The organism is Nocardia panacis, assembly GCF_003598715.1.
Taxonomy (GTDB): Bacteria; Actinomycetota; Actinomycetes; order Mycobacteriales; family Mycobacteriaceae; genus Nocardia; species Nocardia panacis.
Genome location: NZ_QZFU01000019.1, coordinates 111767 through 136812, shown reverse-complemented (window position 1 = coordinate 136812; position 25046 = coordinate 111767). Strand labels below are relative to the sequence as shown.

The following is a 25046-nucleotide window of genomic DNA, read 5'->3' as shown; positions in this document are numbered from 1 at the left end:
TTCGGCTTGTAGTTCGTTCTTCGGAACTCCATGGTCGCCGGGCCGAGACGACTCGGACCGGCGTCGGAACGTGCGGTCGGTCCTACTACTCTGTCGATATGTCTGTGCGCACCCGCAAACCGCTTGTTCCCGGTACACAGTCGCCCATTCGTGAGGTGCCTCGGTCGATCGAGCGGCCCGAGTACGCGTGGAAGAAGACTGCGAACGAGGGGCGGGAGCCCTGGGTGCAGACGGCGGAGACCATCGAGAAGATGCGGGTGGCGAGTCGGATCGCCGCGCGGGCGCTCGAGGAGGCCGGGAAGGCTGTCGCGCCGGGGGTCACGACCGATGAACTCGATCGGGTCGCGCACGAGTACCTCTGCGATCACGGAGCGTACCCGTCGACCCTGGGCTACAAAGGATTTCCGAAATCGTGCTGCACCTCGCTCAATGAGGTGATCTGCCACGGGATTCCGGACTCGACGGTGATCGAGGACGGCGATATCGTCAATATCGATGTCACCGCCTACATCGACGGTGTGCACGGCGACACCAACAAGACCTACCTCGCGGGCGATGTCGAGGAGGAGGTGCGCCTGCTGGTCGAGCGCACCGAGGAGGCCACCCTGCGCGCCATCAAGGCGGTGCGCCCCGGCCGCGCGCTCAATGTGATCGGCCGCGTCATCGAGTCCTACGCCAACCGCTTCGGCTACGGCGTCGTGCGCGACTTCACCGGCCACGGTGTCGGTCCCACCTTCCACAGCGGCCTGGTGGTGCTGCACTACGACCAGCCCGCCGTGGAGACGGTCATCGAACCGGGAATGACCTTCACCATCGAACCGATGATCAATCTCGGCGGAATCGACTACAAGATCTGGGACGACGGCTGGACCGTGGTCACCAAGGACCGCAAGTGGACCGCGCAATTCGAGCACACCCTGGTGGTCACCGAGACCGGAGCCGAAATCCTCACCCTGCCCTGATGCGGGGCGCACTGCTCATCGCGGGCACCACCTCCGACGCCGGGAAAAGCGTTGTGGTGGCCGGACTCTGCCGCATGCTGGCGCGAAAAGGGGTGCGGGTCGCGCCGTTCAAGGCGCAGAACATGTCCAACAACTCGGTGGTGACCCTCGACGGCGGGGAGATCGGCCGCGCCCAGGCATTGCAGGCGCAGGCATGCGGCCTGGAACCGAGCGTGCGCTTCAATCCGGTGCTGCTCAAGCCGGGCAGCGACCGGCGTTCGCAACTGGTGGTGCGCGGACAGGCGGTCGGTACGGTCGGCGCGCGCGACTACTTCCGACACCGTCGTGAACTGCGCGAGGTGGTAGCGGCCGAATTGGCCGGGCTGCGTGCCGAATTCGACGTGGTGCTGTGCGAGGGTGCGGGTTCGCCCGCCGAGATCAACCTGCGGGCAACCGATCTGGCGAATCTGGGCCTGGCGGAGGCGGCGGAGCTGCCGGTGCTCGTGGTGGGCGATATCGACCGGGGCGGTGTGCTGGCCCACCTTTTCGGAACGCTGGCCGTGCTCGATCCTGCGGATCAGCGGTTTATCAGCGGGTTCATCGTCAACAAGTTCCGCGGCGATCCCGCGCTGCTGCGACCAGGGCTCGACCGGCTCACCGAACTGACCGGACGCCCCACCCTCGGCGTACTGCCCTACGTCGAGGATCTCTGGATCGATGCGGAGGACTCCCTGAGCACCCGCGCCGACGCCGCCGTCGGCCGCCCCCGCCCGCCCGTCGGATCCGAGTGGCTGACCGTCGCGGCGATACGCCTGCCGCGTATCTCCAACTCGACCGATGTGGAGGCGCTGGCCTGTGAACCGGGTGTCGCGGTGCGCTGGGTGGACGAGCCGTCCCGGCTGGCCGAGGCGGATCTGGTGGTGCTACCGGGCAGCAAGGCGACCGTCTCGGATCTGGAATGGTTGCGCCGCAATGGAATCGCCGACGCTCTCGTTGCCCGCGCCGCGGCGGGTCGCCCGATCCTCGGCATCTGCGGCGGCTACCAGATGCTCGGCGCGCGCATAGACGACCCGATCGAATCCGGTGCGGGCGCGGTCCCCGGACTCGGCCTGCTCGACCTCGATATCGCCTTCGCCGAGCCGAAACTGCTGCGGCGCAGCGCCGGTCGCGGACACGCGGGTGTGGTGGCGGGAATTCCGTTGCACGGCTATGAGATTCACCACGGTCGCGTCACCCGCAGTGGTGATCCGGCCTGGCTGAGCGTCGAGGGCGAGTCGGAGGGCAGTGCGCACCGCGCCCTCTGGGGCACCCACCTGCACGGCCTGCTCGAATCCGACGACCTGCGCCGAGCCTGGCTGACCGAAGTCGCGGGCCGCGCGGGCCGCACCGGCTTCCGCCCGGCGCCCGACACCTCGGTCGCGGACGTCCGCGCCGCCCAACTGGATCTGCTGGCCGATCTGGTCGAACAGCACCTCGACTTCGGTCGCCTTACCTCGCTGATCGCCAATGGTCCCGCCGTTGGATTGCCGACCCTGTCGACCACGTATTTGCAGGGTTGACGAGCTGTTCTGGCCGCCTTACCCTCGTGTAAGGACTTGATTGCGGAGTAAGGGATTTGTGGGTAAGGGAGTCTACCGAGGCGGGCTGTCCGTCAAGACAGGCGGATCCGGGCGTGGCGAGGTAGGCGTGAGCGAGTAGGAGCCGGTGCGGGCCGCGCACCCGGTATGCGACTTGGGCGGATGAGATGAGCGGTAGATCCGGGAAAGCAGAGTCCGGTAGCGAAGAGTCCGGGAAAAACGCGGCCCACACCGCCGCATCCGAGAAGTCGGCCGACACAGCAAGGGGGAGGGTCGTGACAGCGACCATGACGAGCAAGGGGCAAATCACCATCCCGGTCGACGTGCGCGCGGCCATGGGTCTGCGGGCGGGTGTTCGAGTCGCCTTCGTGCCGACCGGCGCGGGCACCTACGAACTCGTCCCGGAGAATCGAACGATCAAGGCGCTCAAGGGGATTGTCCGGTGGGACGGCCCGCCGATCACACTCGCGCAGATGGACGCGGCCATTGCCGAGGGCAGCTTCGAGGGGTTCGAAGGACCGCGGCCGTGATCGGACTCGACACCAACGTCCTGATTCGCTACTTCACCCAGGATCATCCGGAACAGTCCGCGCGCGCCAACCAGGTGATCGAGGGGCTCAGCGAAACCAGCCCCGGCTATGTGACCGTGCTCGCCCTCGCGGAGGTCCACTGGGTGCTGCGGCGGGGCTACCGGCAGGAGGTCGAGACGGTCGCCGAGATCCTGCTCGGCCTGCTCGACGCCACGGAGATCGTGGTCGAGCGCGCGGAGGCGGTGCGGCACGCGCTCGGGCGAGCGCTCGACCGGGGTGCGGACTTCCCGGACGCCCTCATCGAGCAGTTGGGGCGCGAGGCGGGCTGCGATGTCACGGTCACCTTCGACGACAGGGCCGCGCGGCGGTGTGGCATGCGTCTGCTGTCCTGACGTCGCCTCTGGGTGGCGTGTAGCGTTGGCGGGCATGAATTCTCGGCGGATCGCGGTCGGTGACCGCAGTTGGACCGTGCGGGTCGATGGGCCGGAGTCTCGGCACACGGTGCTGCTACTGCCCGATGCGGGTGACCCGGTCGACATCTACGACGCGGTATGTGCCCGGTTGCACAACTCGGAGTTGCGGACCGTCGCGGTGGAGTCGATCGCGGGGTTGGATGCCGCCGGGGTGGTGGCCATCCTGGACGAGTTGAACGTGCCGTGGGCCAATGTGGCGGGCCGAGGAGCGGGTGCCACGCTGGCCTGGCAGGTCGCCGCGGGCACGATGGGCCGATTCGTGAGCCTGGTGGTCGCCGATCGCGGGCATCCGGCCGTCCCGGACGCCGCGGGCACGGTGGTCGACGCGGCGTGCCGCCCGGTCGAACTGCCGACCACCGTGCTGGTCACCAAGGCGCTGCCCGTCGCGGTCGCCGAGGCGTCGGCGCGCTGTGTCTACGGCGAATTCCGCACCGTCACCGTCGACGCCTCGAATGTGGTCACCGAGGCGGGCAATGAACTGGCGACCGAGATAGTGCTACGCACCAGCCTTTGGTGAGCGGAACCCGGCCAACCAGTCCAGCCAACTGTCCAATTCACTGAAGGCTTCGGCGAGCGGACCCTCCGAGGACAGGAACACGTCGTGGCGGGCGCCGTCGATCGGCACGATATTGGTGCGATCGCCGAGGCAGCCCGCCCAACGCTGGATCTGGCGCACATCGAGCACCGAATCGGCGACGTCCACGGCCGGACCGTACTTACTGGCGAATTTGGAGATCCGGGAGCGCAGGATGAGCGCGGGCACCCCGATATCGAGGCCGCGATGCAGTTGGGTATGCCCGTCCCGGATCGCCGCCAGCCAGCCGAAGTGCACCGGGAAGCCCGCCAGCGGCTTCCAATCCAGGTTGTAGTCCCACTCGCCCGCGACACTGCGGTGCAGGCTGTCGCCGTAGGTGCTGATGTCGTCCCCCGGCAGCCGGGCCATACTGCGGAAACGCCCGAGCGCCTTGATCACCGGCGTGCCGATGGTCCGGTAGTAGGACGGACCCTGCAGGTCGAACCACGGGCTGTTGAGCACCAGCCCGGACACGGCGTCGATACCCCCGGCGGCGCGGAGCCGGTCCAGCCACAGCGGCGTCACCAGTCCGCCGGTGGAGTGCGCGACCACCAGCACCGGCCGCCCGGTCTCGGCGCGCACGATGCGCAGCGCCTCGTTCAGTTCCGCGTCGTAGAACGCCAGGTCGGTGACGTAGTGCGGTGTCTGCCCGGCGCGCAGCGAGCGTCCACATTTGCGCAGGTCCAGCGCGTAGAACCGGTGGCCGCGCGCGGCGAAATGCTCGGCCAGATGTTCCTGGAAGAAGTAGTCGGTGAACCCGTGCACGTAGAGCACGGCGTCCGCCGTGGTCTCGGTGGATTGTTCGGGCAGGTGGCGCACCAGGGTGGCCACGGCCGCGCCCTCGCCGTCCGGATCGGATCCGAGGTGCAGGGTGCGCTGCTGATAGTCGGAGCCCAGCACATCCGGCACCCACGACTCGCCGGTGATATTCGACACGCCGACGGCGGTTTCGTTCGTCACGGTAACCAATCTAGGTGACGCGGACACCGAGCGCAGCGGGCCGATGTCGCGGTATCCGGATCGGTTCCCGCCGAAGGCATCTGCGAAACAGTCGAAGGTATCTATGTCACATTCGGCTGGTTCGTTGCGGGAGTTGTCATCGGTGAGGTGCACAATTGGCCTTAGGTGAACGGCGGGTAACCCAACCGCTCGACGCCCGCCGCGCCCGGACCAGCACCGAGAGCACCCCATAACCGCATAGCGACCGTGCCAAGCAGACCCGCCCACCCGCGGGTGTGCGAAGAAGGACAAGGAAGTCGATCTCCCCGTGCCGAACGCTGCCCAGACCGAAAAGACCGATGTAGTACTCATCGGCGCAGGCATTATGAGTGCCACCCTCGGCGCACTGCTTCGTCAGTTGCAGCCGGATTGGTCGATCTCCCTGTTCGAGCGGCTCGATGCCGCAGCGGCCGAGAGCAGCGACCCCTGGAACAACGCGGGCACCGGACATTCGGCGCTGTGCGAGCTCAACTACAGCCCGCAGCAGGCGGACGGCTCGGTCGATATCACCAAGGCCGTCGATATCAATGAGCGCTTCCAGGTCTCGCGGCAGTTCTGGGCCTACGCGGTGCAAAATGGCGTGCTCGCCGATCCATCGCGGTTCATCAACCCGATTCCGCACGTCAGCTTCGTGCACGGCGCGGAGGATGTGTCCTACCTGCGCAAGCGCTACGAGGCGCTGTCGCGGCACCCACTGTTCGAAGGTATGCGCTACATCGACAGCCCGGACGAATTCGCCCGCCGTCTGCCGCTGATGGCGCGCGGTCGCGACTTCTCCGATCCGGTCGCCCTGAACTGGACCGAGTACGGCACCGATATCGACTTCGGCTCGCTCACCAAGGATCTGCTCGCCTATCTCGGCGCCTCGGGCGCGGATCTGGCCTTCGGGCACGAGGTGCGCAACCTGACCAAACAGTCCGACGGCAGCTGGCTGGTGAAGGTGCGCAATACCCGCACCCGCCGCACCCGCACCATCGCCGCCAAGTTCGTCTTCGTCGGCGCGGGTGGCGGGGCGCTGCCGCTGCTGCAGCGCTCCGGCATCAAGGAGATCGCGGGCTTCGGCGGATTCCCGGTGAGCGGCCAGTTCCTGCGCTGCACCAATCCGGATCTGATCGCCCAGCACGAGGCCAAGGTGTACGGCAAGGCCGCTGTCGGCGCGCCGCCCATGTCGGTGCCGCACCTGGATACCCGCGTCATCAATGGCACGCCGGGTCTGCTGTTCGGTCCGTACGCGGGCTGGACCCCCAAGTTCCTGAAGGACGGCAAGTACACCGATCTGTTCAAATCGGTTCGGCCGGGCAATATTTCGCCCATGCTCGGGGTAGGCGTCACCGAACTGGGCCTGGTCAAGTACCTCGTCACCGAGCTGATGAAGTCGCAGGCGGGCAAGGTGTACTCCATGGAGGAGTTCGTGCCCCGCGCCGAGGCTCGCGATTGGGAGCTGATCACGGCGGGCCAGCGGGTACAGATCATCCGGCGCAAGGGAATCGGCGGCGTCCTCGAACTCGGCACCGCCGTCATCACCGCCGAGGACGGCAGTATCGCGGGTCTGCTCGGGGCCTCGCCGGGCGCGTCCACCTGCGTCAGCGCGATGCTCGATGTGCTGAAGCGCTGCTTCCCACGCGAGTACGCGCAGTGGACTCCGCACCTGCGCGAGATGGTGCCCTCGCTCGGGGTGAAGCTGGCCGAGGATCAGCCGCTGTTCCGCGAGGTCTGGGACTGGACTACCAAGGCGCTCAACCTGAATGGTGTGAAGGACAACACGCCGAGGCCCATGGGGGTCGCGGCGAACGCCTAGGTGTGATACCAAGACGCGATGATGTCAACGGTTGCTCTCAAACGGTCGTGGGCGCAGGATCTCGATACTGCCACGCTCTACCAGCTGTTGAAGTTGCGTGTCGAGGTCTTCGTGGTCGAGCAGAAGTGCGCGTACCAGGAGTTGGACGGGCTCGATCTGCCTCCGCGCACCCGCCACTTCTGGCTCGATGACGAGGGCGAGATCGTGGCGACGGTGCGGCTGCTCGAGGAGCGCGTGGACGCGGTGAAGACCTACCGCATCGGCCGGGTGTGCACCGCAACCCCGTTTCGGGGGCACGGATACGCCAACCGGCTCATTCAGGCCGTCCTCGCCGAAGTCGGTTCGGCCACCGTCCATTTGAACGCGCAGAGTCACCTGTCGGAGATGTACGTCAAATACGGCTTCAAGATCGACGGGCCGGAATTCGACGAGGACGGCATCGCGCACGTGCCCATGCGCAAGGGCTGAGTTTCTCCGCGCTCGTTTGTAGTGCGGGGCTGTTGATTCGGAGGGCGCGGGGTCCTCGACTCGGCGGGCACGAAGTCGAGTTCGCCTCGCGCCGAGCAATTTCGGCGTTCGCCCGTTCGGGGCGCAAGCCGTGTGCCGCGCAAGTTCGGGGCGGAGTCGAGGGCCGTGGGCGGCGCGCATAGAGTGGGGTCCGTGCCCGCTTCTCTTGATGTGACGCCCTCGGCATCGGCGCAGCGCGCAGGCCGACGCGGCGAGGCCGAGCCCGGATTCCCCTTCTCCGCGGTAGTCGGCCAGCAACGGCTGCAATTGGCGCTGATCCTATGCGCGGTGCATCCCGGTATCGGCGGGGTGCTGGTGCGCGGGGAGAAGGGCACCGCCAAATCGACAGTGGTGCGGGCGCTGGCCCAGTTGCTGCCGCCGGTGGTGGACGAATCCGGGGCGCGACCGGCCCGGCTGGTCGAACTGCCGGTCGGCGCGACCGAGGACCGGGTGGTCGGCTCGCTGGATCTCGAGCGTGTGCTGCGCGATGGCGAGCAAGCGTTCCGGCCGGGTCTGCTGGCGGCGGCCCATCACGGCGTGCTGTACGTGGATGAGGTCAACCTGCTGCACGACCATCTGGTCGATGTCCTGCTCGACGCCGCCGCGATGGGCCGGGTGCATGTGGAGCGCGATGGCGTCTCGCATTCGCATCCGGCGCGTTTCGTGCTGGTCGGCACCATGAATCCGGAAGAGGGCGAATTGCGCCCGCAGTTGCTCGATCGCTTCGGGCTCACCGTGGATGTGGCCGCATCCCGCGAGGTGGATGTCCGGGTGGCCGTGGTGCGGGCCAGGCTGGACTACGAGGCCGATCCCGCGGCCTTCGCCGAACGGCACGCGGGCGCGGATCGCGAAGTGGCCGAACGCATTCTGACCGCACGGGACCGCCTCGTCTCGGTGGTGCTCGACGAGGTCGAACTGCGCCGCATCGCCGCGCTGTGCGCGTCCTTCGATGTGGACGGTATGCGCGCGGATCTGGTGGTGGCGCGCACGGCTGCCGCGCACGCCGCCTGGCGCGGCGGCGACCGGGTGACCGAGGAGGATGTGCGGGTCGCGGTGGAACTGGCGCTGCCGCATCGGCGCAGGCGCGACCCGTTCGACGCGCCGGGTATCAGCGAGGATCAACTCGACGACGCCATGCGGGACGCGGCCGAGGAGGCCGCGCGCGCGGAGCCGCCGAAGGACACTGCGGCGCAGGATGATTCGAGCGAATCGCCCGACGGGCCGAATGACGATGGCGCGCAGGACAGTTCGCAAGCCCCGGAACAGGACCCGGACGGTCCCGACGACGACCCGGACACCCCGCCTTCCGGCCCCGGCGCTCGCTCGCGCGAAGGCCACAGCGGCACACCGTCTTCGGCTCCGGTCGCCCCGCCGCGCTTCGAGGTGCCGGGCGTGGGGGAGGGCGCGCCGGGCCGCCGCTCCCGCGCGCAGACCAGGCAGGGCCGCGTGGTCCGTCCGAGCACCGAGACCACGGGCGGCCTGCACCTGCTGGGCACCGTCTTCGCCGCCGCGCCGCATCAGCATGCGCGCGGCCGCCGTCGGGGTCCGCTGGAACTGCTGGCCGAGGATCTGCGGGGCGCGTATCGCGAAGGGCGCGAAGGCAATCTGGTGCTGTTCGTGGTCGACGCCTCCGGTTCCATGGCCGCCCGCGACCGGCTCACGGCGGTGACCGGCGCGGTGGTCGCGCTGCTGCGCGACGCCTACCAGCGCCGCGACAAGGTCGCCGTGATCACCGTGCGCGGGTCGGAGGCGGAGTTGGTATTGCCGCCGACCTCCTCGGTGGATATCGCGGTTCGTCGCCTGTCCGGCCTGCGGACCGGCGGAAAGACCCCGCTGGCCGCCGGATTGCTGAAGGCGCGCGAGGTGGTGCTGCGCGAACGCGTGCGCGATCCGCGCCGCCGCCCGATGCTGGTGCTGCTCACCGATGGTCGCGCCACCGGTGGCGCGGATCCGGTGCCGCGCGCGGCGGCGGCCGCCGCAATGCTGGCCCGCGACGGGGTCGCCTCGATCGTGGTGGACTGCGAGCGCGGCATGGTGCGCCTGGGTCTGGCCGTCGAGTTGGCGCGCGCCCTGCGCGCGGACTATTTGCGGTTGACCGAGTTGACCGGGGCCTCGGTGGCCGATCTGGTCCGCGACGGCGCACCCGGTCGTCCGGCGCTGGGCCGGGTCGCGTGAGTTCGGTGGAAGGTGGTGGGCGCTGATGCCCAAAGGTGTTCCCGAGACCGTGCCCGAGGATGGGCTGACCACGCGGCAGCGCCGCAATCAGCCGGTGCTCGCGGTGCACACCGGTCCGGGCAAGGGGAAGTCGACCGCCGCGTTCGGGATGGCGCTGCGGGCCTGGAATCAGGGTTTCGATATCGCGGTTTTCCAGTTCGTCAAGAGCGCGAAGTGGAAGGTGGGGGAGGAAGCGGCTTTCCGCGCGCTCGGCGAGGTGCACGAGCGAACCGGCGCGGGCGGGTCGGTCGAATGGCACAAGATGGGTGAGGGCTGGTCCTGGTCGCGCAAGGCGGGCACCGAGGAGGATCACGCGGTCGCCGCGCTGGCGGGTTGGCGGGAGATCGCTCGCAGACTGGCCGCCGAACAGCACCGCTTCTATGTCCTCGACGAGTTCACCTACCCGCTGAAATGGGGTTGGGTCGAGGTGGAGGAGGTGGTCGAGACGCTGCGCGCCCGCCCCGGCAATCAGCACGTGGTCATCACCGGACGCGACGCACCCTCGGCACTGCTCGAGGCCGCCGACCTGGTGACCGAGATGACGAAGGTCAAACACCCGATGGATGCGGGCCGCAAGGGGCAGCGGGGGATCGAGTGGTAGTGCGGCCGTGAGCGTTTCGGCGATCGTGGTGGCCGCGCCCGCCTCGGGCAGCGGCAAGACGACGGTGGCGACCGGGCTCATCGGCGCGCTGCGTCGCGCGGGTCACCGGGTCGCGCCGTTCAAGGTCGGCCCCGACTACATCGATCCCGGCTACCACGGACTGGCCGCAGGTCGCCCCGGCCGCAATCTCGACCCGGTGCTGGTCGGCGCGGATCTGGTGGCCCCGCTGGCTCGCCACGGTGCGCGCGGATGCGATCTGGCCGTGGTCGAGGGCGTCATGGGCCTGTTCGACGGACGCATCGGCGACGAACCGGCGGCCGCGGTGGCCGAGGGGTCGACAGCGCAGGTCGCCGGATTGCTCGGTGCGCCGGTGGTATTGGTTGTCGACGCGCGCGGCCACAGTCAGAGCCTGGCCGCCCTGCTGCACGGCTTCGCCACCTTCGACACCTCGGTTCGGCTCGGCGGGGTCATCCTGAACCGAGTCGGCAGCCAACGCCATGAGCGGGTCCTGCGCTCCGCGTGCGACCGGGTGGGTCTGCCGGTGCTCGGGTCGCTGCCGCGACTGTCCGACTTGGAAGTTCCCGCCCGGCATCTCGGACTGATTCCCGCGGTCGAGCACGGCGCCGCAGCGGCCGCGGCCGTGGCGGCGATGACGGATCTCGTTGCCGCCCACCTCGATCTGGGCGCGATAGCTGCCATGGCCGCACCGATCGGCGACGGCCCCGAATGGGATCCGGCGACAGTCTTGGCCAGATCGGCGGGTCGCTCGAGCGATGCGGTGGAATTCGCTTCCAACGCAGTAGGTTCCGCTGGTCCGGTGGTTGCCGTGGCGGGCGGCGCCGCCTTTACCTTCGGATATGCCGAGCATCGCGAGCTGCTCGCCGCCGCCGGGGCCGAGGTGGTGGTATTCGATCCGCTGCACGACGAATTGCCGGACGGTACTGCGGGTCTTGTGCTGCCGGGTGGTTTCCCGGAGGAGCATGCGGCGGAGTTGGCCGCCAATTCCGGACTGTTGGATCGGGTCGCGGCGGCGGCTCGCGGCGGTCTGCCGATTCATGCCGAGTGTGCCGGATTGCTGTATCTAGCGCGCACGCTGGATGGGTATCCGATGGCCGGTGTCGTGGACGCTGCCGCCGAATTCGGGCCGAGGTTGACCCTCGGGTATCGGGATGCGGTGGCATTGGCGGATTCTGTGCTCTGGCGTGCGGGTGAGCGGGTGCGCGGCCATGAGTTCCATCGCACGACGCTGACGGCGTCGGGGTCGAATTCGCCCGCTTGGGGGTGGCGGACCGAAACCGCCGCCGTACGCGAAGGTGTGCTCGTCGGGCGGGTGCATGCCTCGTATCTGCATACCCATCCGGCTGGAAATCCTTCCGCCATAGCTCGTTTCGTCGCCGAGTCGGCCGCGTACGCCACCGACGTCAATGCCTGATCCGGCCGTGGAATCCGGACCGGGCCTGCGCCTCGGTCGCGTAGATCCGATGGTCCCCTGTCGCACGCGAACAACATCCGAACGGGGCCACTCCGATCCGGAGCCATGCCTCGGCAAGACCTTCGGCGAGCCGGTCGCGGTGGGTATCGGATTCCGGCCGGGCGCCTCGGCCGAACGAATTATCGGTGCGGTTCGAGAGGTGGTGGGCGACAGCGTGATCAACTGTCTCGCAACACTGGACCATCGGGCAACCGAACCGGGACTGCGTTGCGCCGCAGCTCAGTTGGGTGTGCCGGTGCTCACCTACTCCGCCACCGAACTGGCGCGGGTCGAGGTCGACGCGCCCTCGGCGGCGACGCTCGGTCGGGTCGGCACGCCCAGCGTCGCCGAAGCCGCCGCGCGGCTCGCAGGCGGTCGCCTGCTCACGCCGAAGCGAATTGTCGGGTATGTGACGGTGGCTGTGGCACAGGGGATTCCGAGCGCGCACTGAGTCTTCCCGCATGTGGCTAGGGCGTCGCGAGAGCTGGAGGGACGATGTTGGTATGTCGAGCATTCGGAAGTTCACCCCGACGGGTTGGGTGGCCGTCTTCAACGGGACGGATGCCCTGAACGGTCGAACATTGGAGGTGGACGGGTGGGAGGCCGGGACCGGGGCGGCGCTCGTCGTGGACACCGAGACCGGGATCCGGCGTCCGGTCACCGAATTCGCCGATTTCACACGTCTCGAGCGCACCGATCAGGTGGTGGCCGCACTGCCCGGAGCGGGGTGGCGGGTCAGGTCGACGTTCTGGGGGCGCGGCGATAGACCCGCCGTGGAGGAGGTGCTGACCTGGCTGGTCGGGGCGGATGGTCGTGTCACGCCGGTCGCCGTGGACGAGAAGGGCAGTTTCGGCGAGGCCGTTCGGGCGCAGTGGTGCTATCCACCGGGCGCCGAGGTGACCGACTAGCCCCTTTCTCGGAGAGGACTCCAGACGGGACCCTGGGTTTGCTCCGCGAAGTGACGCACCTGCGGCCGCCCCGGCGGGAAGCCGGGAAGGATTGCGGCACAGCAGGTTTGAGTGGACAGCGCGGGTGGTAGTCCGTGGCGGAGGCGGGCGCGGTCGTCGTCTGCGGGGACGACCGCGCCCGCGGCATGCGGGCCGTGCTAGACGCACACTCCGCCGAGATTGACCGCCGTGACCGAGGTGTTCCCGGCGACCTGCTGATAGTCCGAGCCGCCGTCGTAATAGACCGCGCTGATTACATGCGCGCCCGCGACACCGGGAATCCAGCCGATGCGCGCCGATCCGTCGGCCGCGACGGGGACGGTGCCCACGAAATTGCCGCTGATACCGGACAGATTGCTGAAGAAGTCGACGGTGCCGTGGGTGATCGGCGTGCCATCGGGGCGCTCGAGCGTCGCGACCACGGTCTGCGCGCAGCCGACCGACGCGGTTCCGGCCAACCCCAGCGCCGAACCGGACATCGCCAGCGCCAGATTCGGCGCGATCGCGGCCGACGCGCCGGGTGCGGTGGCTACGGGTAGTGCCAGAAGGGTTGCCGCGAGCACGACACCGACCGTGCCGCGCGATACTGCCAATCCGCTCAAAGTGCCCGCCTTTCGCTGAACTGCCGGCACCCTGCTGGCCCGGCGACCAAGGCAGGCTACCCGAGACGTTGGTCACATTCGTTGATGACACCACCGCGCGTCCGCGGACACGCCGCGCGCGAATCTCGGATCAACCGCGCCACGCGGTCAGCACCCGATCCAGTTCGGGTCGGATGGCCGCGCGCGCCTGCATGCGCGCGACGCCGTCCATCAGCATGCGGTCGTAGCCGGTGTCGAGGTGGCGCACCGAGGCGATGACCGCGAGGGTGAGTGCCTCGGTATCGAGCACCTTCGCCGCCGCGCTGCGTCCGACCCGGCCGCTGCCGCGCAGCGCGGCGTGTTCGGCGATGAGTTCGGCCCGCTCGGCCGGGCAGCCGGGAAACAGTCGGCGGATCTCCTGCGCCATGCGCGCGGTGAATTCGACATCCTGCGCCGCGCGTCGCACCCGATCGCGCTCCCGGCGGCGCAGCCTGACCTCATCATCGGCCAGGCACTGTTCCTCGGCGCGCGCCAGCGCCGCCGCCTCCACGAGGATGCCGAGCCGAAGATGTCTGCGTCTGCGGTGATCGAAGCGCACCACGATCGCGGCGAGGGTGCTCTCCTTCTTGGCCCGGCGGCTGAGGGTGGCATCGCCCGCGGGCAGGAATTCGAGGTGATCGAGGTCGGCGCATTCCAGGCAGAGCGATCCGGAGCCCGCGGCGATGAAATGCGGTCCGGTTTCGGCGCATTCCAGACAGGTCCACGGGTCTTCGGCGCTGACCACGACCAGATCGGGCACGGCATTGAGTCGCCGCACCAGTTGCGCGCGCCGTGCCGGGGTGAGATCGGCTGCCAGCCAATGGATTCGGAATTCGCTGTCCGGTCCATCGGCGCAGAACCGCAACTCCCCGCGATCCCGTCCACCCGCCAGGTAGGCGGTCTCGTTGGCGCAGAGTCCCTTCTGCTCGGCCCATTCGCGCAGGATTGCGGTGGCCTCCCGCAGTCGGGCGCCGTCGACGGGCGCCAACTCCTCCAGCGTCGCCACCCGGCCCTGTCGCCAGCGATCGATCTCACCGGCGCGCAACCACCCGACACCGCCGAAGACATCGAGGGCGCAGACGTATTTCCGCTGGGCCAGCGCCGCTTCGGCGGCCGCGATCACTCGACTCCGGAGTTTGGACATATCCAGAATTTAGAGGACCGCGCAGTGCGGTCGCGCCGGACCCTGCAGCGCAGGGTCCGGGCCTGCGGCCCCGGCGTCCTTCCGGAGGAATCAGTGCCGGGGCCGGGCGAATCACGGTGCGACAGCACCCCAGTCGGCGAAGCCGGTCGGGTCGTGGCGGCCGAGGACGGCATGTTCGAACAGACCCCACCCCTCGGCATCACCGCAGCGGGCGCGCGCGATGTAGTCGGTGACTCCGTAGGGGAGGCGTCCGGCGACGGCCGGGTCGGTCAGGTCGTAGGTGGCGGAGTCGACCCAGTCGCGGCCTTTCCACTGCCCGTGCTGCCAGTCGGGGTCGCCGCCGTAGCCACAGCCGACGTGCAGTGCGACACCGGGACCCGGAGTGATCTCGACTTCCAGCGGCTTGCCGTCCGGGGTGGTCAGTTCGAGTCGGGCGGCAATGGGTTCCCTGGTGCCGCAACGGTATCGGATGTGCACGCGCGGCCAGCCGAGCTGTTCGGTGCGGCCGTCCGGCCAGACCCTGGTCGCGTCGTTGAGAGTGCGGCGGCCGTCGGGCTGCTCCTGAACGATGACGATGACGGCGAAATCCTCGAAGCGCAGCGGCGCGTAGAGCCACCAGAAGCCGCCCGCACCCTCGCTCGCGGCGCATCCGGCGGGTTCGGCCTCGCCGACCGGCCGGATACCCCAGGATCGGTCCCGCGTTCCGGTCCAGACGGCGGGATCGATCGCGGTATCCACGCCGTCGACGGTCAAAGTCCCCGCCCAGGAACCGACTTGCGCGAAGCGGCTGGCCTCGATGATGGGCCGATCGCCTGCCAGGATGAGGTGCGGTTGTTCCTGCACCGCGGGGAAGGCTCCGGTCCAGGTCAGGTCGAAGGACAGGTCGTCGTGTTCGCACACGACCCTGATCCGCCGCAGCGGTTCGATCACCTCGACGCGGTAGCCGCCGACGCGCTGTTCGAGTCCGCGCGCCCCGAGCGCGTCGGAGAAGCGCACGCAGCGTTGGACATTGCCGCGCCGCACGGTGGCGTAGGCGTCGGTGACGCCCAGGTTCGGGTAGACGCCGAGTCCGGTGATCAGGAAGGCGCCGTCGCGATCGTGGGCGTTGAAATAGCTGCGGTCGTAGAAATTCCGGTCGCTGGTGGCGACTCTGGCCATGGTCAGCGGTGTCTGATGGATGGGGTATTCGTCCAGGGGTGCGGGCATCGGCTCAATCCCATTCGTATGTTCCGTCGAGCAGGGCCTCGAGCCCCGCCCGGTGCATGACGTAGTCGTCGCGGTCGGGCACATCGGTGTCCTCGCCGAAATGGATCATTCGGCGCTTGACCCTGGCCATGACGATGCCGTGGCGCAGTGCGGCGTAGACGAGGTAGAAGTCCATATCGCGCGGTGCGTATCCGGTCCGCGCCTCGTATTCGGCGATCACCTCGGTCCGGCGCAGGAAGTCGGGCAGTCCCGGCTGGTCGAACCGGGTGGCGATATCCTGGAAGAAACGGTGCAGGAAGACAACCCAGCCGAGGTCGAGTTCGCGCGGGCCGAGTGCGGCCATCTCCCAATCCAATACGGCGGCGGGGGTCAAGCCGTCGAACATGATGTTGCCGGGTCGGGCATCGCCCCAGTTGAGCACCTCGGGTCCGGGATCTGCAGGCCAGTGCGCCTCCAGCCAGTCGAAGGCGCGCTCCAGCAAGGGGATTCGGTAGCCATCGGCCGCCAGACCCCGGTCGTACCAGGCGCGCTGGGCGTCGACGTGGCGCCGCAGCGCGTCACCGGGGCCGGTCAGGATCGGAAATCGCCGGGCCGGATCGGCGATGGCGTGCACCCGCGCGATGATGTCGACGGTGGCGGCGGTGACGCGGGCGCGCTCCTCGGGCGTCGCGTCGAACAGCCAGCCGAAGAAGACATACGGCGGATTGTCGGCGGGCACCCGTCCCGCCCTCTGCCGCATCACCAGAAACGGTGTGCCGAGCGGGTTCTCGCCGGTCTCGAGCCAGCACAGCTCGGGCACCGGAATCGTGCTCGCAGCGGCGACTCCGGCCATCACTTCGTATTGCGCTGCCAGGTCATAGGTTTGGAACACGGGGAACGAATCCGCCTCCGGCGCCATCCGAATCACGTAGGACCCGCCCTCGGCCCGCCCGCCCGCGGTCCACTCGGCGGTGAACAGCACCGACGAACTCGACATGCCGCCCGACTGCGGTCGCGACAGCGCGGTGATGCGCGGTAGGTCCTCGGCCGCGACCCGTCCGGCCAGCCAGCGCGCCAGGTCGCCCGCTAGGGCGTCGAGGTCGCGATCACTGGTGGTGAGCTGTCGGCGCTCGGTGAGTTCCGGCTCGTCGAGCTGTACGGAATCGGTTGCCGGGTCGGGACCGTCGGCCATTGGTGCCTCCTGCGATGAATATTCGCGCGAATGTAACGCGTTCTACTTCGTTGCCGGGGAGAAACCGGGTAAACCGCACCTGCGGGGAACCGGGGCTCTCGGTACTCGCCGCCGCGTCGGAACGCATCCGCCTCGAGGATGATTCGAAATCCGGGGCGGAACCGAGGGTTCGCCTGGAGGCGCCCTCGCGCGGTGCTCGATACGGTCGATGTATCGAAAAGAGGGAGTGAGAACTGGTGAGCACCATCGTCGACGCGCCCGAGACCCGGCCCTCGGCGCAGACCCTCGCGGGATGGCATCCCTTGACGCGGATAGCCTTTCGCTTTTCCTTCGTCTACTTCGGGCTCTACTGCCTGTTGTTCGCGCAGATCCTGATCGCCTTCGTCGGACCATTGGCCGATCTGCTGCCGCGCGACGCGGTGATCTGGCAGATGCGGTTCGCGGAGCCGGTCACGGGCTGGGTTGGTCGCAACATATTCGGGGTCGACACGGTCCTGCACCTGAATGGCAGCGGCGATCAATCCGCCATCTGGGTGATGATCGGCACCGCGCTGCTCATCGCGGTCCTCGCGGCCGGAATCTGGACGGCTCTGGATCGCCGTCGCACCGAATACCGCACGCTCAACGCCTGGTTCCTAGTGGTGATCCGCTGGTGCCTCGGCGGTCAGATGCTCTGGTACGCGATGACGAAGGTCTTCCCGAACCAGATGCCGCTGCCTTCGCTGACGGCGCTGCTCACGCCCTACGGCAATATGGGTCCGCTGGAAGTGCTGTGGGGCCAGGTCGGTTCCTCGCCGGTGTATGAGATCCTGCTCGGCATCGCCGAAGCCACGGCCGGACTGCTGCTGTTCGTGCCGCGCACGGCCACCGCGGGCGCGCTGTTGAGCGCGCTCTGCCTGGCCCAGATCTGGATCCTGAACATGACCTTCGACGTTCCGGTCAAGATCCACTCGTTCACCTTGCTGCTGATGTCGCTGCTGCTGCTCGCCCCCCAGGCTCGGCGTTTGGCGAATGTGCTGGTGCTGCAACGCCCTTCGGACCCGGTGACCCAACCGCCGCTCTCGCGTTCGCCTCAGGTGAACCGCATCGTCGTCGCGGTGGGCGTGCTGGTCGGGTTGTGGGTCACGGCGGGCCGCGTCATGGTCGGCGTGGAGGACTACGGCGCATACGGCAATGGCGCGCCCACCCCGCCGCTGTACGGCATCTGGAATGTCGCCGAATTCGAGGTCGACGGCGCGGTGCACCCGCCGCTGCTCACCGACACCGAGCGGTGGCGGCGACTGGTCTTCGACCGAGCCAAGGCGAATGCCTATCAGCGCATGGACGATTCGTTCGTTCCGGTGCAGGCGCAGGTGGACACCGAGGCGCACACGCTGACCCTTTCGAAATTGCCCGAGAGCAGGGACGCCGTACCGCCCCTGCTGGCGAAGTTCACCTACGAACAGCCCGCGAAGGACAGGCTCGTCCTGCGCGGCGATATCGAAGGTCGGCCCGCGCGGCTGACACTGGACTACAAGGATCCGAACTCGTTCCCACAGCGCAGCCGCGGCTTCCACTGGACCCAGGAAGCACCCGACTCGCACTGAGCGTGCGCCACCGCGCCCCGGCGACCGCCGGGGCGCGTTCGCGTGCTTTCGTCGCCTTCGAGCATCGACTTTCGGTCCTCCGCGCTCACTCTCCGGGATGACCCGAAATGGGTGCTTTCCTGGAGGCCCCAACGCCGACCCGCTCGCTACCGTCAGTGACGAATGGGTTGTCGGGTTTGGTGAAGGTCGGCAAATACGCTGTCCCCCATGGCTTGCGGGCATTCCGTACTTCGCGCGGATGGTGCGGAATGCCCGGAGGGCATGGGGGCGAGGCGATGCCTGCCTCGAGGGATACCGGCGACCGGCGGCGTCGATAGCGGACAATCAGGTCCCGTACGCTGCTGAACTGTGCCGACAACCTCAGACACCAGTGCCGAACCCGTCGCGGGCGACCCCAATTACCTGGTCGGGCTCGATCTCGTCGGGCGCAGGGTCGTCGTGGTCGGCGGCGGCACGGTGGCCCAGCGCAGGTTGGGGCTGCTCCTCGCCTCGGGGGCCGAGGTGCACGTCATCAGTCGGGAAGTCACCCCGGCCGTGGAGGGTATGGCGACCTCGGGACAACTGACCGTGCACCTGCGCGCCTACGCGGACGGCGATCTGGACGGTGCCTGGTATGCCATCGCCTGCACGAATGAACCGGAGACCAATGCGGCGGTTGTCGCGGAGGCGACCCGCAGGCGGGTGTTCTGTGTGCGCGCCGACGTTGCCCGCCTGGGCACCGCCGTGACCCCCGCGACCGCCCGCTACGACGGCCTCACCCTCGGCGTGCTCGCGGGCGGAGCGCACCGCCGCTCGGCCTCGGTGCGCAATGCCCTGCTCGAGGCGCTGCAATCCGGTGTGGTGAGCGAGGATTCGACGCCCGCCGCCCCCGGTGTTGCCCTCGTCGGCGGCGGTCCCGGTGACCCGGACCTGATCACCGTGCGCGGCCGCAGAATGCTGGCCCGCGCCGATCTGGTGGTGGCGGATCGGCTCGCCCCGCCGGAACTGCTGGCCGAACTCGGACCCGAGGTCGAGATCGTCGACGCCGCCAAGATCCCCTACGGCCGCGCCATGGCGCAGGAGGCGATCAATACCGCGCTCATCGAGGGCGCGCGGGCCGGAAAATTCGTGGTGCGGCTCAAGGGCGGCGACCCCTACGTCTTCGGCCGGGGCCACGAGGAATTGGCGGCCTGCGTCGCGGCCGGAATCCCGGTGACGGTGGTGCCGGGCGTCACCAGTCCCATCGCGGTGCCCGCCGCCGCGGGCATTCCGGTCACCCATCGCGGCATCACGCATGAATTCGTAGTGGTCAGTGGGCATGTCGCACCGGATCATCCGGATTCGCTGGTGGACTGGCCCGCGTTGGCACGGCTGCGCGGCACCCTGGTGCTCATGATGGCCGTCGAGCGGATCGAACAGTTCGCCGCCGCCCTGCTCGCGGGCGGTCGCCCCGCCGACACCCCGGCCACCGTCATCCAGGAGGGCACGCTGCGCACCCAGCGGGTGCTGCGCGCGGATCTCGCCACGGTGGCCGAGCGGGTTCGGGCCGAGGGCATTCGCCCGCCCGCCATCATCGTCATCGGGCCGACCGCCGGATTCACCGCCGAACCACCGGCCTGAAGTCGAATTCGGCGCCGCCCGGCCGCAGCGCGCATATTCGGTCGACCCCGACGCCCCGGCAGCGGTACGGTGCGGCGGGGACCCATAGGGGTCATCAATTACAGTTTCTCCCTGTGCTCCAGAATCCCGCTGCGACGGCGCAGTATCCGGTGACGCGGCGGGCTTTCGGCCTCGCCATCCTTGTATTGAGCGGGCTGCAGCTCATGGTGGTGCTCGACGGCAGCGTCGTCATCCTGGCCCTGCCCCGCCTCCAGGCGGAGATGGGTCTGTCCAGTTCCGGCAGTGCCTGGATGGTCACCGCCTATGGTTTGACCTTCGCAGGTCTGCTGCTGCTCGGCGGTCGACTAGGCGATGCCTACGGCCGAAAACGCATGCTCATCGTGGGTGTCACCCTGTTCACCCTCGCCTCGCTGGCCTGCGGTTTCGCGCAGAACGAGGCCATGCTCATCGCCGCGCGCGCCTTCCAGGGCACCGGGGCCGCCATCGCCGCCCCCACCGCGATGGCCCTGGTGGTGAGCACCTTCCCGCCGGGGCCGGTGCGCAATCAGGCCGTCGCGATCTTCGGATCCATGGCCGGGATCGGCTCGGTCGGCGGACTCGTCATCGGCGGCGCGCTCACCCAGGTGGGCTGGCGCTGGATCTTCTGGATCAACGTGCCGATCGGCCTGCTCATCATCCTCGGCGCGATCTTCAAACTTCGCGATACCGCCCACCACCGGGTGACGCTGGATGTGATCGGCGCGGTGCTCGGCACCGCCGCCTGCGCGGCGATCGTCTTCGGGGCCACCGAGGGGCCGGAGATGGGTTGGGGCAGTCCGGTGATCATCGGGTCGCTGGTCGGCGGACTCGTACTGCTGATCGTGTTCATCTTCGCCGAACGCTATGTGGAGAGCCCGCTGCTGCCGTGGTCGCTGTTCAGCGATCGGGACCGGGTGGCCACCTTCATCGCGCTGTTCTTCGGCTCGGGCGTCCTGGGCGCCATGACCTACTTCGTGGCGCTGTTCCTGCAGAACGTCATCGGCTACAGCCCGATGATGGCCGGACTGGCCTGTCTGCCGTTCACCGTCGGCGCGGGGATCGGCACCGCCGTCGGAGCCAAGGCGGTGCTGTGGATCCAGCCGCGCTGGCTGCTGGCCACGGCGGCGGCGGTGCTCACCGGCGGCCTGCTCTACGGGTCGACACTCACCGGCGGTGTCGCCTACACGACGCTGCTGGTGCTGCTCATCGGCATCGGCTTCGGTATCGGCATGGTGATCGTCATCGGGCCGCTGTGCCTGCTGGTCGGCGTGCCCGTCTCGGAGGTGGGGCCGCTCTCGGCGGTCGGGCAGATGCTGATGAATCTCGGCACCCCGCTGGCCATCGGCGTGCTCACCCCGGTGGCCGCCTCCCGCACCCTGTCCCTCGGCGGGCACACCGACCGCAAGGTCTCGCAGATGGACGGCAGCGAATTGGCCGCTCTCGGCGACGGATACACGCTGGTGCTGCTGTTCTGCGCCATCGGCGCGATCATCATCGGCTTCGTGGTGCTGACCCTGCGCTACACCCCGGCCCAATTGGTCGAGGCGCAGCATGCCGAGAAAGAGGCCCAACAGGGTTGAGCCTCTCGGCATTCAGAACTCGCCGAGCACCTTCTGCGGGGTGATCCGGACTATGACGCGGTCGGTCTCGCCGACCGAATCCGGACGCAGCTCGGCATAGGACTGCCCGGTGTACTTGAGGCTGAGTTCCTCCGGCAGCTTTCGCTCGGGATCGGGCGACAGGGTCACGGTGCCGCGGATCTCGGCGAACAGATACGGATCCTCGGCATGGGTGATGAGCACGGTGGCCCTGGGATCGCGCGCGAGATTGCGGCCCTGCTGGCGGCTCGCGAGCGTCGAATAGATCAGGTCGTCCCCTTCGCGGACCACCCAGATGACCTTCACATGGGGCAGCCCGTCCGGGCCGATGGTCGCGATCGAGGCGAAGACCTTCTCGTCGTCGATGTACTTCTTGAGTTTGTCGGAGAGCACTGCGGTAGTCGTCACCTCACGGCGAACGTGCGCGAATCGGCCGACATTCCCGCCCGCCCGAAGCAATGCGACCGGCCCCGTGGCGAATTCGCCACGGGGCCGGTCCTTTCGGATCAGACGGTGTGCTTGTCGGCCAGTGACAGGACCTGATCCAGGATCGCCAAGCCCTCTTTGGCCTCGGATTCGCCGATCACGCACGGCGGCACCACGTGCAACCGGTTGAAATTGACGAACAGCAACAGTCCGGCCTCCTTGGCCGCGGCGACCACCTCGGTCATGGCCGGGCTGGTGCCGCCGTAGGGTGCGAGCGGTTCGCGAGTCGCCCTGTCGCGCACCAGTTCCAACGCCCAGAACACGCCCGTCCCGCGCACCTCGCCGATGCTGGGATGGCGCCGGGCCAGCTCGTGCAGGCCCGGACCGAGCACCCGCGCGCCGATCTCGGCGGCGTTCTCCACGATCCGCTCCTCGGCCATGGCGGTGATCGTGGCGACCGCCGCCGCCGTGGCCAGCGGATGACCGGAATAGGTGAGCCCACCCGGATACGGTCGATCGTCGAAAGTCGCCGCGATATCCGGGCTGATGGCCACCCCGCCCAGCGGGACGTAACCGGAGTTGACGCCCTTGGCGAAGGTGATCAGATCCGGCACCACACCCGGCGCGTGCTCGATCGCGAACCACTTGCCGGTACGCCCGAATCCGGCCATCACCTCATCGGCGATGAATACGATCCCGTGCCGGTCGCAAAGCTCGCGCACCCCGGCCAGATAACCCGGCGGCGGAACCATGATGCCCGCCGTCCCCGGAATCGATTCCAGCACAATGGCCGCGATGGTCTGCGGACCCTCGAACAGAATGGTCTGCTCGAGATGGGCCAGCGCCCGCTCGCACTCCTCGGCCTCGGTGCTCGCGTGGAACTGCGACCGATACAGGAACGGTCCGAAGAAATGCACCGTCCCGGCATTGCCGTGATCGCTGGGCCAGCGGCGCGGGTCGCCGGTCAGATTGACCGCCGTCTCGGTGCCGCCGTGGTAGGAGCGATACCGCGAGAGCACCTTGTACCGACCGGTGTGCAGCCGCGCCATCCGCACCGCGTGCTCCACCGCCTCCGCGCCGCCATTGGTGAAGAAGACGCGGTTCAACTCGCCCGGTGTGCGCTCGGCGATCAGCCGCGCCGCCTCCGAGCGCGCGTCATTGGCATGCTGCGGTGCGACCGTGCACAGCTTGGCGGCCTGTTCCTGGATGGCCGCGATCACCTTCGGATGCTGGTGGCCGATATTGGTATTCACCAGCTGCGAGGAGAAATCCAGCAGTCGATGCCCCGCGCCGTCCCACACGTAGCAGCCCTGGGCCGCCGTGATCACCATCGGTGTGAGTGCCTTCTGGGCCGACCACGAATGGAATACGTGGCGTCGATCCAGTTCGTAGGCGCGGGCCGCCGCTTGCCCGGCCGCCTCCTGTGTCAAGCCATTCGGGAGCGTCATGCGCGAAATCCTTTGCTGGACAGCATTACTTGTTCTGCGGGAAACCCAGTTCCAACCCGCCGTGGCTGGGGTCGAGCCAGCGGCTGGTGACGGCCTTGGCGCGGGTGAAGAAGTGCACTCCCTCGGTGCCGTGCGCGTGCGAATCGCCGAACAGGGAGTTCTTCCAACCGCCGAAGCTGTAGTAGGCCATCGGAACCGGGATCGGCACATTGATGCCGACCATGCCGACCTCCACCTCGTTGTGGAAGCGCCGGGCCGCGCCGCCGTCATTGGTGAAGATGGCGGTGCCATTGCCGTAGGGGTTGCCATTGATCATGGCAAGCGCGTCATCGTAGCTGTCGACCCGCACCACCGACAGCACCGGACCGAAGATCTCATCGGTGTAGACGCTCATCCCGGTGCCCACGTGATCGAGGATGGTCGGGCCGAGCCAGAAGCCGTCGGCCGCGCCGTCGACCTCGATGCCGCGTCCGTCCAATACCAGTTTCGCGCCCTCGGTCTCGCCCGCGGCCACGTAGGCGGCCACCTTGTCCCGATGGGCGCGGGTGACCAGCGGACCCATATCGGTGCCCCTGGCGCCGTCGCCGGTTTTGATGGTCAGCGCGCGCTGCTTGATCTTGTCCACCAGTTCGTCGCCGACCGTGCCGACCGCGACCACCACGCTGATCGCCATGCAGCGCTCGCCCGCCGACCCGAAGCCCGCGTTCACCGCGGCGTCGGCCGCCAGATCGAGGTCGGCGTCCGGGAGCACCACCATGTGGTTCTTCGCGCCGCCCAGCGCCTGCACCCGCTTGCCCGCCGCCGTGCCGCGCTCGTAGACATAGCGCGCGATCGGTGTGGAACCGACGAACGAGACCGCCTTGATACTCGGATTTTCCAGCAGTTCGTCGACCGCGACCTTATCGCCCTGCACCACATTGAATACGCCCGCGGGCAGCCCGGCCTCGTGCCACAGCTCGGCCATCCACAGCGAGGATGACGGATCCTTCTCACTCGGCTTGAGCACCACGGTATTGCCCGCCGCGATGGCCAGCGGGAAGAACCACATCGGCACCATGGCCGGGAAATTGAACGGCGAGATGATGGCCACCGGACCCAGCGGCTGGCGGATATTGAACACATCCACCTTGCTCGACGCGTTCTCGGTGAAACTGCCCTTGACCAGATGCGGTATGCCGCACGCGAATTCCACCACCTCCAGACCTCGGGTCACCTCGCCGAGCGCATCGGAGGCGACCTTGCCGTGTTCGGCGGTGATGAGCGCGGCCAACTCCTCCTTGCGGGCGTTGAGCAGTTCCCGGAAGCGGAACAGGATCTGGGTGCGCCGGGCCAGGGAGGTGTCGCGCCATTCGGGGAAGGCCGCGGCGGCGGAGGCTATCGCGGCCTGGACGTCGGCGGCCGTGGCGAGGTGCACCTGACCCGTCACCACGCCCGTCGCCGGATTCGTCACCGGCAGCGTGGCCGAACCGGTGCCCGTGAACGCCTTGCCGTCGATCCAGTGCGCGATTGTCTGCATATGTCCCTCGTTTCGGTCTGAGGGTCGCGCGGCGGCTGGCTGCCGCGACGACCAGATCTCACTGTGCCGCATCGAGCGTGCG

23 protein-coding genes are annotated in these 25046 nt (G+C 68.4%); 15 read left to right on the top strand and 8 right to left on the bottom strand.

Annotation, left to right across the window (positions count from 1 at the left end):
- Positions 1-98 precede the first annotated feature (98 nt).
- From map to D5S18_RS15240, 5 genes are all read left to right on the top strand, one after another.
- The gene (map, locus tag D5S18_RS15260; protein ID WP_120041476.1) at positions 99-962 is read left to right on the top strand and encodes a type I methionyl aminopeptidase; all 864 of its coding nucleotides are present in this window, start codon (positions 99-101) and stop codon (positions 960-962) included.
- Complete coding sequence (locus D5S18_RS15255; protein ID WP_120041474.1) at positions 962-2500, top strand: cobyric acid synthase; 1539 nt, start codon at positions 962-964, stop codon at positions 2498-2500. Before map ends, D5S18_RS15255 begins: the two co-directional genes overlap by 1 nt.
- A gap of 293 nt (positions 2501-2793) precedes the next feature.
- Positions 2794-3048 carry an AbrB/MazE/SpoVT family DNA-binding domain-containing protein gene (locus D5S18_RS15250; RefSeq protein WP_239003782.1) on the top strand — a complete coding sequence of 85 codons (255 nt, stop codon included), beginning with the start codon at positions 2794-2796 and terminating at the stop codon, positions 3046-3048.
- On the top strand, positions 3045-3440 hold the full coding sequence (locus D5S18_RS15245) for a type II toxin-antitoxin system VapC family toxin (protein WP_158607879.1): 396 nt from the start codon (positions 3045-3047) through the stop codon (positions 3438-3440). The genes D5S18_RS15250 and D5S18_RS15245 overlap by 4 nt, the downstream gene beginning before the upstream one ends.
- Before the next feature lie 34 nt (positions 3441-3474).
- On the top strand, positions 3475-4038 hold the full coding sequence (locus tag D5S18_RS15240) for an alpha/beta hydrolase (protein ID WP_120041468.1): 564 nt from the start codon (positions 3475-3477) through the stop codon (positions 4036-4038).
- Here D5S18_RS15240 and D5S18_RS15235 read toward each other — a convergent pair.
- Positions 4018-5055, bottom strand: a complete 1038-nt coding sequence (locus tag D5S18_RS15235; RefSeq protein WP_239003781.1) for an alpha/beta hydrolase — start codon at positions 5053-5055, stop codon at positions 4018-4020. The genes D5S18_RS15240 and D5S18_RS15235 overlap by 21 nt on opposite strands.
- 364 nt (positions 5056-5419) lie before the next feature.
- Here D5S18_RS15235 and mqo point away from each other — a divergent pair, with 364 nt between their 5' ends.
- From mqo to D5S18_RS15200, 7 genes are all read left to right on the top strand, one after another.
- Positions 5420-6892, top strand: a complete 1473-nt coding sequence (gene mqo, locus D5S18_RS15230) for a malate dehydrogenase (quinone) (protein WP_239003780.1) — start codon at positions 5420-5422, stop codon at positions 6890-6892.
- An 18-nt stretch (positions 6893-6910) separates the two neighbouring features.
- Positions 6911-7360: a GNAT family N-acetyltransferase gene (locus D5S18_RS15225; RefSeq protein WP_120041462.1), complete on the top strand. Its 450-nt coding sequence runs from the start codon at positions 6911-6913 to the stop codon at positions 7358-7360.
- 210 nt (positions 7361-7570) lie between these two features.
- Positions 7571-9574 carry a VWA domain-containing protein gene (locus D5S18_RS15220; RefSeq protein ID WP_120041460.1) on the top strand — a complete coding sequence of 668 codons (2004 nt, stop codon included), beginning with the start codon at positions 7571-7573 and terminating at the stop codon, positions 9572-9574.
- A gap of 25 nt (positions 9575-9599) precedes the next feature.
- Positions 9600-10214, top strand: a complete 615-nt coding sequence (gene cobO, locus D5S18_RS15215) for a cob(I)yrinic acid a,c-diamide adenosyltransferase (RefSeq protein WP_120041458.1) — start codon at positions 9600-9602, stop codon at positions 10212-10214.
- Positions 10177-11646 carry a cobyrinic acid a,c-diamide synthase CobB gene (locus D5S18_RS15210; RefSeq protein WP_120041456.1) on the top strand — a complete coding sequence of 490 codons (1470 nt, stop codon included), beginning with the start codon at positions 10177-10179 and terminating at the stop codon, positions 11644-11646. Before cobO ends, D5S18_RS15210 begins: the two co-directional genes overlap by 38 nt.
- A 49-nt stretch (positions 11647-11695) precedes the next feature.
- Positions 11696-12136 carry a cobalamin biosynthesis protein gene (locus tag D5S18_RS15205; RefSeq protein ID WP_120042162.1) on the top strand — a complete coding sequence of 147 codons (441 nt, stop codon included), beginning with the start codon at positions 11696-11698 and terminating at the stop codon, positions 12134-12136.
- 52 nt (positions 12137-12188) lie between these two features.
- Positions 12189-12593 carry a hypothetical protein gene (locus tag D5S18_RS15200; RefSeq protein ID WP_203236751.1) on the top strand — a complete coding sequence of 135 codons (405 nt, stop codon included), beginning with the start codon at positions 12189-12191 and terminating at the stop codon, positions 12591-12593.
- Positions 12594-12790: 197 nt separating this feature from the next.
- Here D5S18_RS15200 and D5S18_RS15195 read toward each other — a convergent pair whose 3' ends face one another.
- The 4 genes from D5S18_RS15195 to D5S18_RS15180 all read right to left on the bottom strand — a co-directional run bounded on the left by D5S18_RS15195 (position 12791) and on the right by D5S18_RS15180 (position 16773).
- Entirely contained in the window at positions 12791-13234 is a 444-nt protein-coding gene (locus D5S18_RS15195) for a hypothetical protein (protein WP_147403962.1), read from the bottom strand.
- A 130-nt stretch (positions 13235-13364) separates the two neighbouring features.
- A complete protein-coding gene (locus D5S18_RS15190) occupies positions 13365-14396 on the bottom strand; it encodes a DUF2293 domain-containing protein (RefSeq protein ID WP_120041452.1) in 1032 nt (343 codons plus the stop codon).
- Positions 14397-14507: 111 nt separating this feature from the next.
- The gene (locus D5S18_RS15185) at positions 14508-15602 is read right to left on the bottom strand and encodes an Rv3169 family protein (RefSeq protein ID WP_120041450.1); all 1095 of its coding nucleotides are present in this window, start codon (positions 15600-15602) and stop codon (positions 14508-14510) included.
- A gap of 4 nt (positions 15603-15606) precedes the next feature.
- Positions 15607-16773 carry a phosphotransferase family protein gene (locus tag D5S18_RS15180; RefSeq protein ID WP_120041448.1) on the bottom strand — a complete coding sequence of 389 codons (1167 nt, stop codon included), beginning with the start codon at positions 16771-16773 and terminating at the stop codon, positions 15607-15609.
- A 236-nt stretch (positions 16774-17009) separates the two neighbouring features.
- Between D5S18_RS15180 and D5S18_RS15175 the strand changes: the two genes are divergently transcribed.
- The 3 genes from D5S18_RS15175 to D5S18_RS15165 all read left to right on the top strand — a co-directional run bounded on the left by D5S18_RS15175 (position 17010) and on the right by D5S18_RS15165 (position 21556).
- Entirely contained in the window at positions 17010-18359 is a 1350-nt protein-coding gene (locus D5S18_RS15175; protein ID WP_239003778.1) for a DoxX family protein, read from the top strand.
- 348 nt (positions 18360-18707) lie between these two features.
- Entirely contained in the window at positions 18708-19958 is a 1251-nt protein-coding gene (cobA, locus tag D5S18_RS15170; RefSeq protein WP_120041446.1) for a uroporphyrinogen-III C-methyltransferase, read from the top strand.
- Between the two features lie 113 nt (positions 19959-20071).
- Positions 20072-21556, top strand: coding sequence for an MFS transporter (locus D5S18_RS15165; protein ID WP_239003777.1), 1485 nt, complete (start codon positions 20072-20074; stop codon positions 21554-21556).
- 12 nt (positions 21557-21568) lie between these two features.
- On the opposite strand, the gene D5S18_RS15160 is transcribed toward D5S18_RS15165, so the two are convergent.
- From D5S18_RS15160 to D5S18_RS15150, 3 genes are all read right to left on the bottom strand, one after another.
- Positions 21569-21982, bottom strand: a complete 414-nt coding sequence (locus D5S18_RS15160) for a PPOX class F420-dependent oxidoreductase (RefSeq protein WP_120041444.1) — start codon at positions 21980-21982, stop codon at positions 21569-21571.
- A gap of 98 nt (positions 21983-22080) precedes the next feature.
- Positions 22081-23448 carry an aspartate aminotransferase family protein gene (locus D5S18_RS15155; protein ID WP_120041442.1) on the bottom strand — a complete coding sequence of 456 codons (1368 nt, stop codon included), beginning with the start codon at positions 23446-23448 and terminating at the stop codon, positions 22081-22083.
- A gap of 25 nt (positions 23449-23473) precedes the next feature.
- Complete coding sequence (locus D5S18_RS15150; RefSeq protein ID WP_120041440.1) at positions 23474-24964, bottom strand: CoA-acylating methylmalonate-semialdehyde dehydrogenase; 1491 nt, start codon at positions 24962-24964, stop codon at positions 23474-23476.
- Positions 24965-25046 lie beyond the last annotated feature (82 nt).

Bases quoted from the DNA above. Each gene is read 5' to 3' on its own strand.
- map (WP_120041476.1), top strand. From the start codon at position 99: ATGTCTGTGCGCACCCGCAAACCGCTTGTTCCCGGTACACAGTCGCCC.
- D5S18_RS15255 (WP_120041474.1), top strand. From the start codon at position 962: ATGCGGGGCGCACTGCTCATCGCGGGCACCACCTCCGACGCCGGGAAA.
- D5S18_RS15240 (WP_120041468.1), top strand. From the start codon at position 3,475: ATGAATTCTCGGCGGATCGCGGTCGGTGACCGCAGTTGGACCGTGCGG.
- mqo (WP_239003780.1), top strand. From the start codon at position 5,420: ATGAGTGCCACCCTCGGCGCACTGCTTCGTCAGTTGCAGCCGGATTGG.
- D5S18_RS15225 (WP_120041462.1), top strand. From the start codon at position 6,911: ATGATGTCAACGGTTGCTCTCAAACGGTCGTGGGCGCAGGATCTCGAT.
- cobO (WP_120041458.1), top strand. From the start codon at position 9,600: ATGCCCAAAGGTGTTCCCGAGACCGTGCCCGAGGATGGGCTGACCACG.
- D5S18_RS15210 (WP_120041456.1), top strand. From the start codon at position 10,177: ATGCGGGCCGCAAGGGGCAGCGGGGGATCGAGTGGTAGTGCGGCCGTG.
- D5S18_RS15205 (WP_120042162.1), top strand. From the start codon at position 11,696: ATGGTCCCCTGTCGCACGCGAACAACATCCGAACGGGGCCACTCCGAT.
- D5S18_RS15200 (WP_203236751.1), top strand. From the start codon at position 12,189: ATGTCGAGCATTCGGAAGTTCACCCCGACGGGTTGGGTGGCCGTCTTC.
- D5S18_RS15190 (WP_120041452.1), bottom strand. From the start codon at position 14,396: ATGTCCAAACTCCGGAGTCGAGTGATCGCGGCCGCCGAAGCGGCGCTG.
- D5S18_RS15185 (WP_120041450.1), bottom strand. From the start codon at position 15,602: ATGCCCGCACCCCTGGACGAATACCCCATCCATCAGACACCGCTGACC.
- D5S18_RS15180 (WP_120041448.1), bottom strand. From the start codon at position 16,773: ATGGCCGACGGTCCCGACCCGGCAACCGATTCCGTACAGCTCGACGAG.
- D5S18_RS15155 (WP_120041442.1), bottom strand. From the start codon at position 23,448: ATGACGCTCCCGAATGGCTTGACACAGGAGGCGGCCGGGCAAGCGGCG.
- D5S18_RS15150 (WP_120041440.1), bottom strand. From the start codon at position 24,964: ATGCAGACAATCGCGCACTGGATCGACGGCAAGGCGTTCACGGGCACC.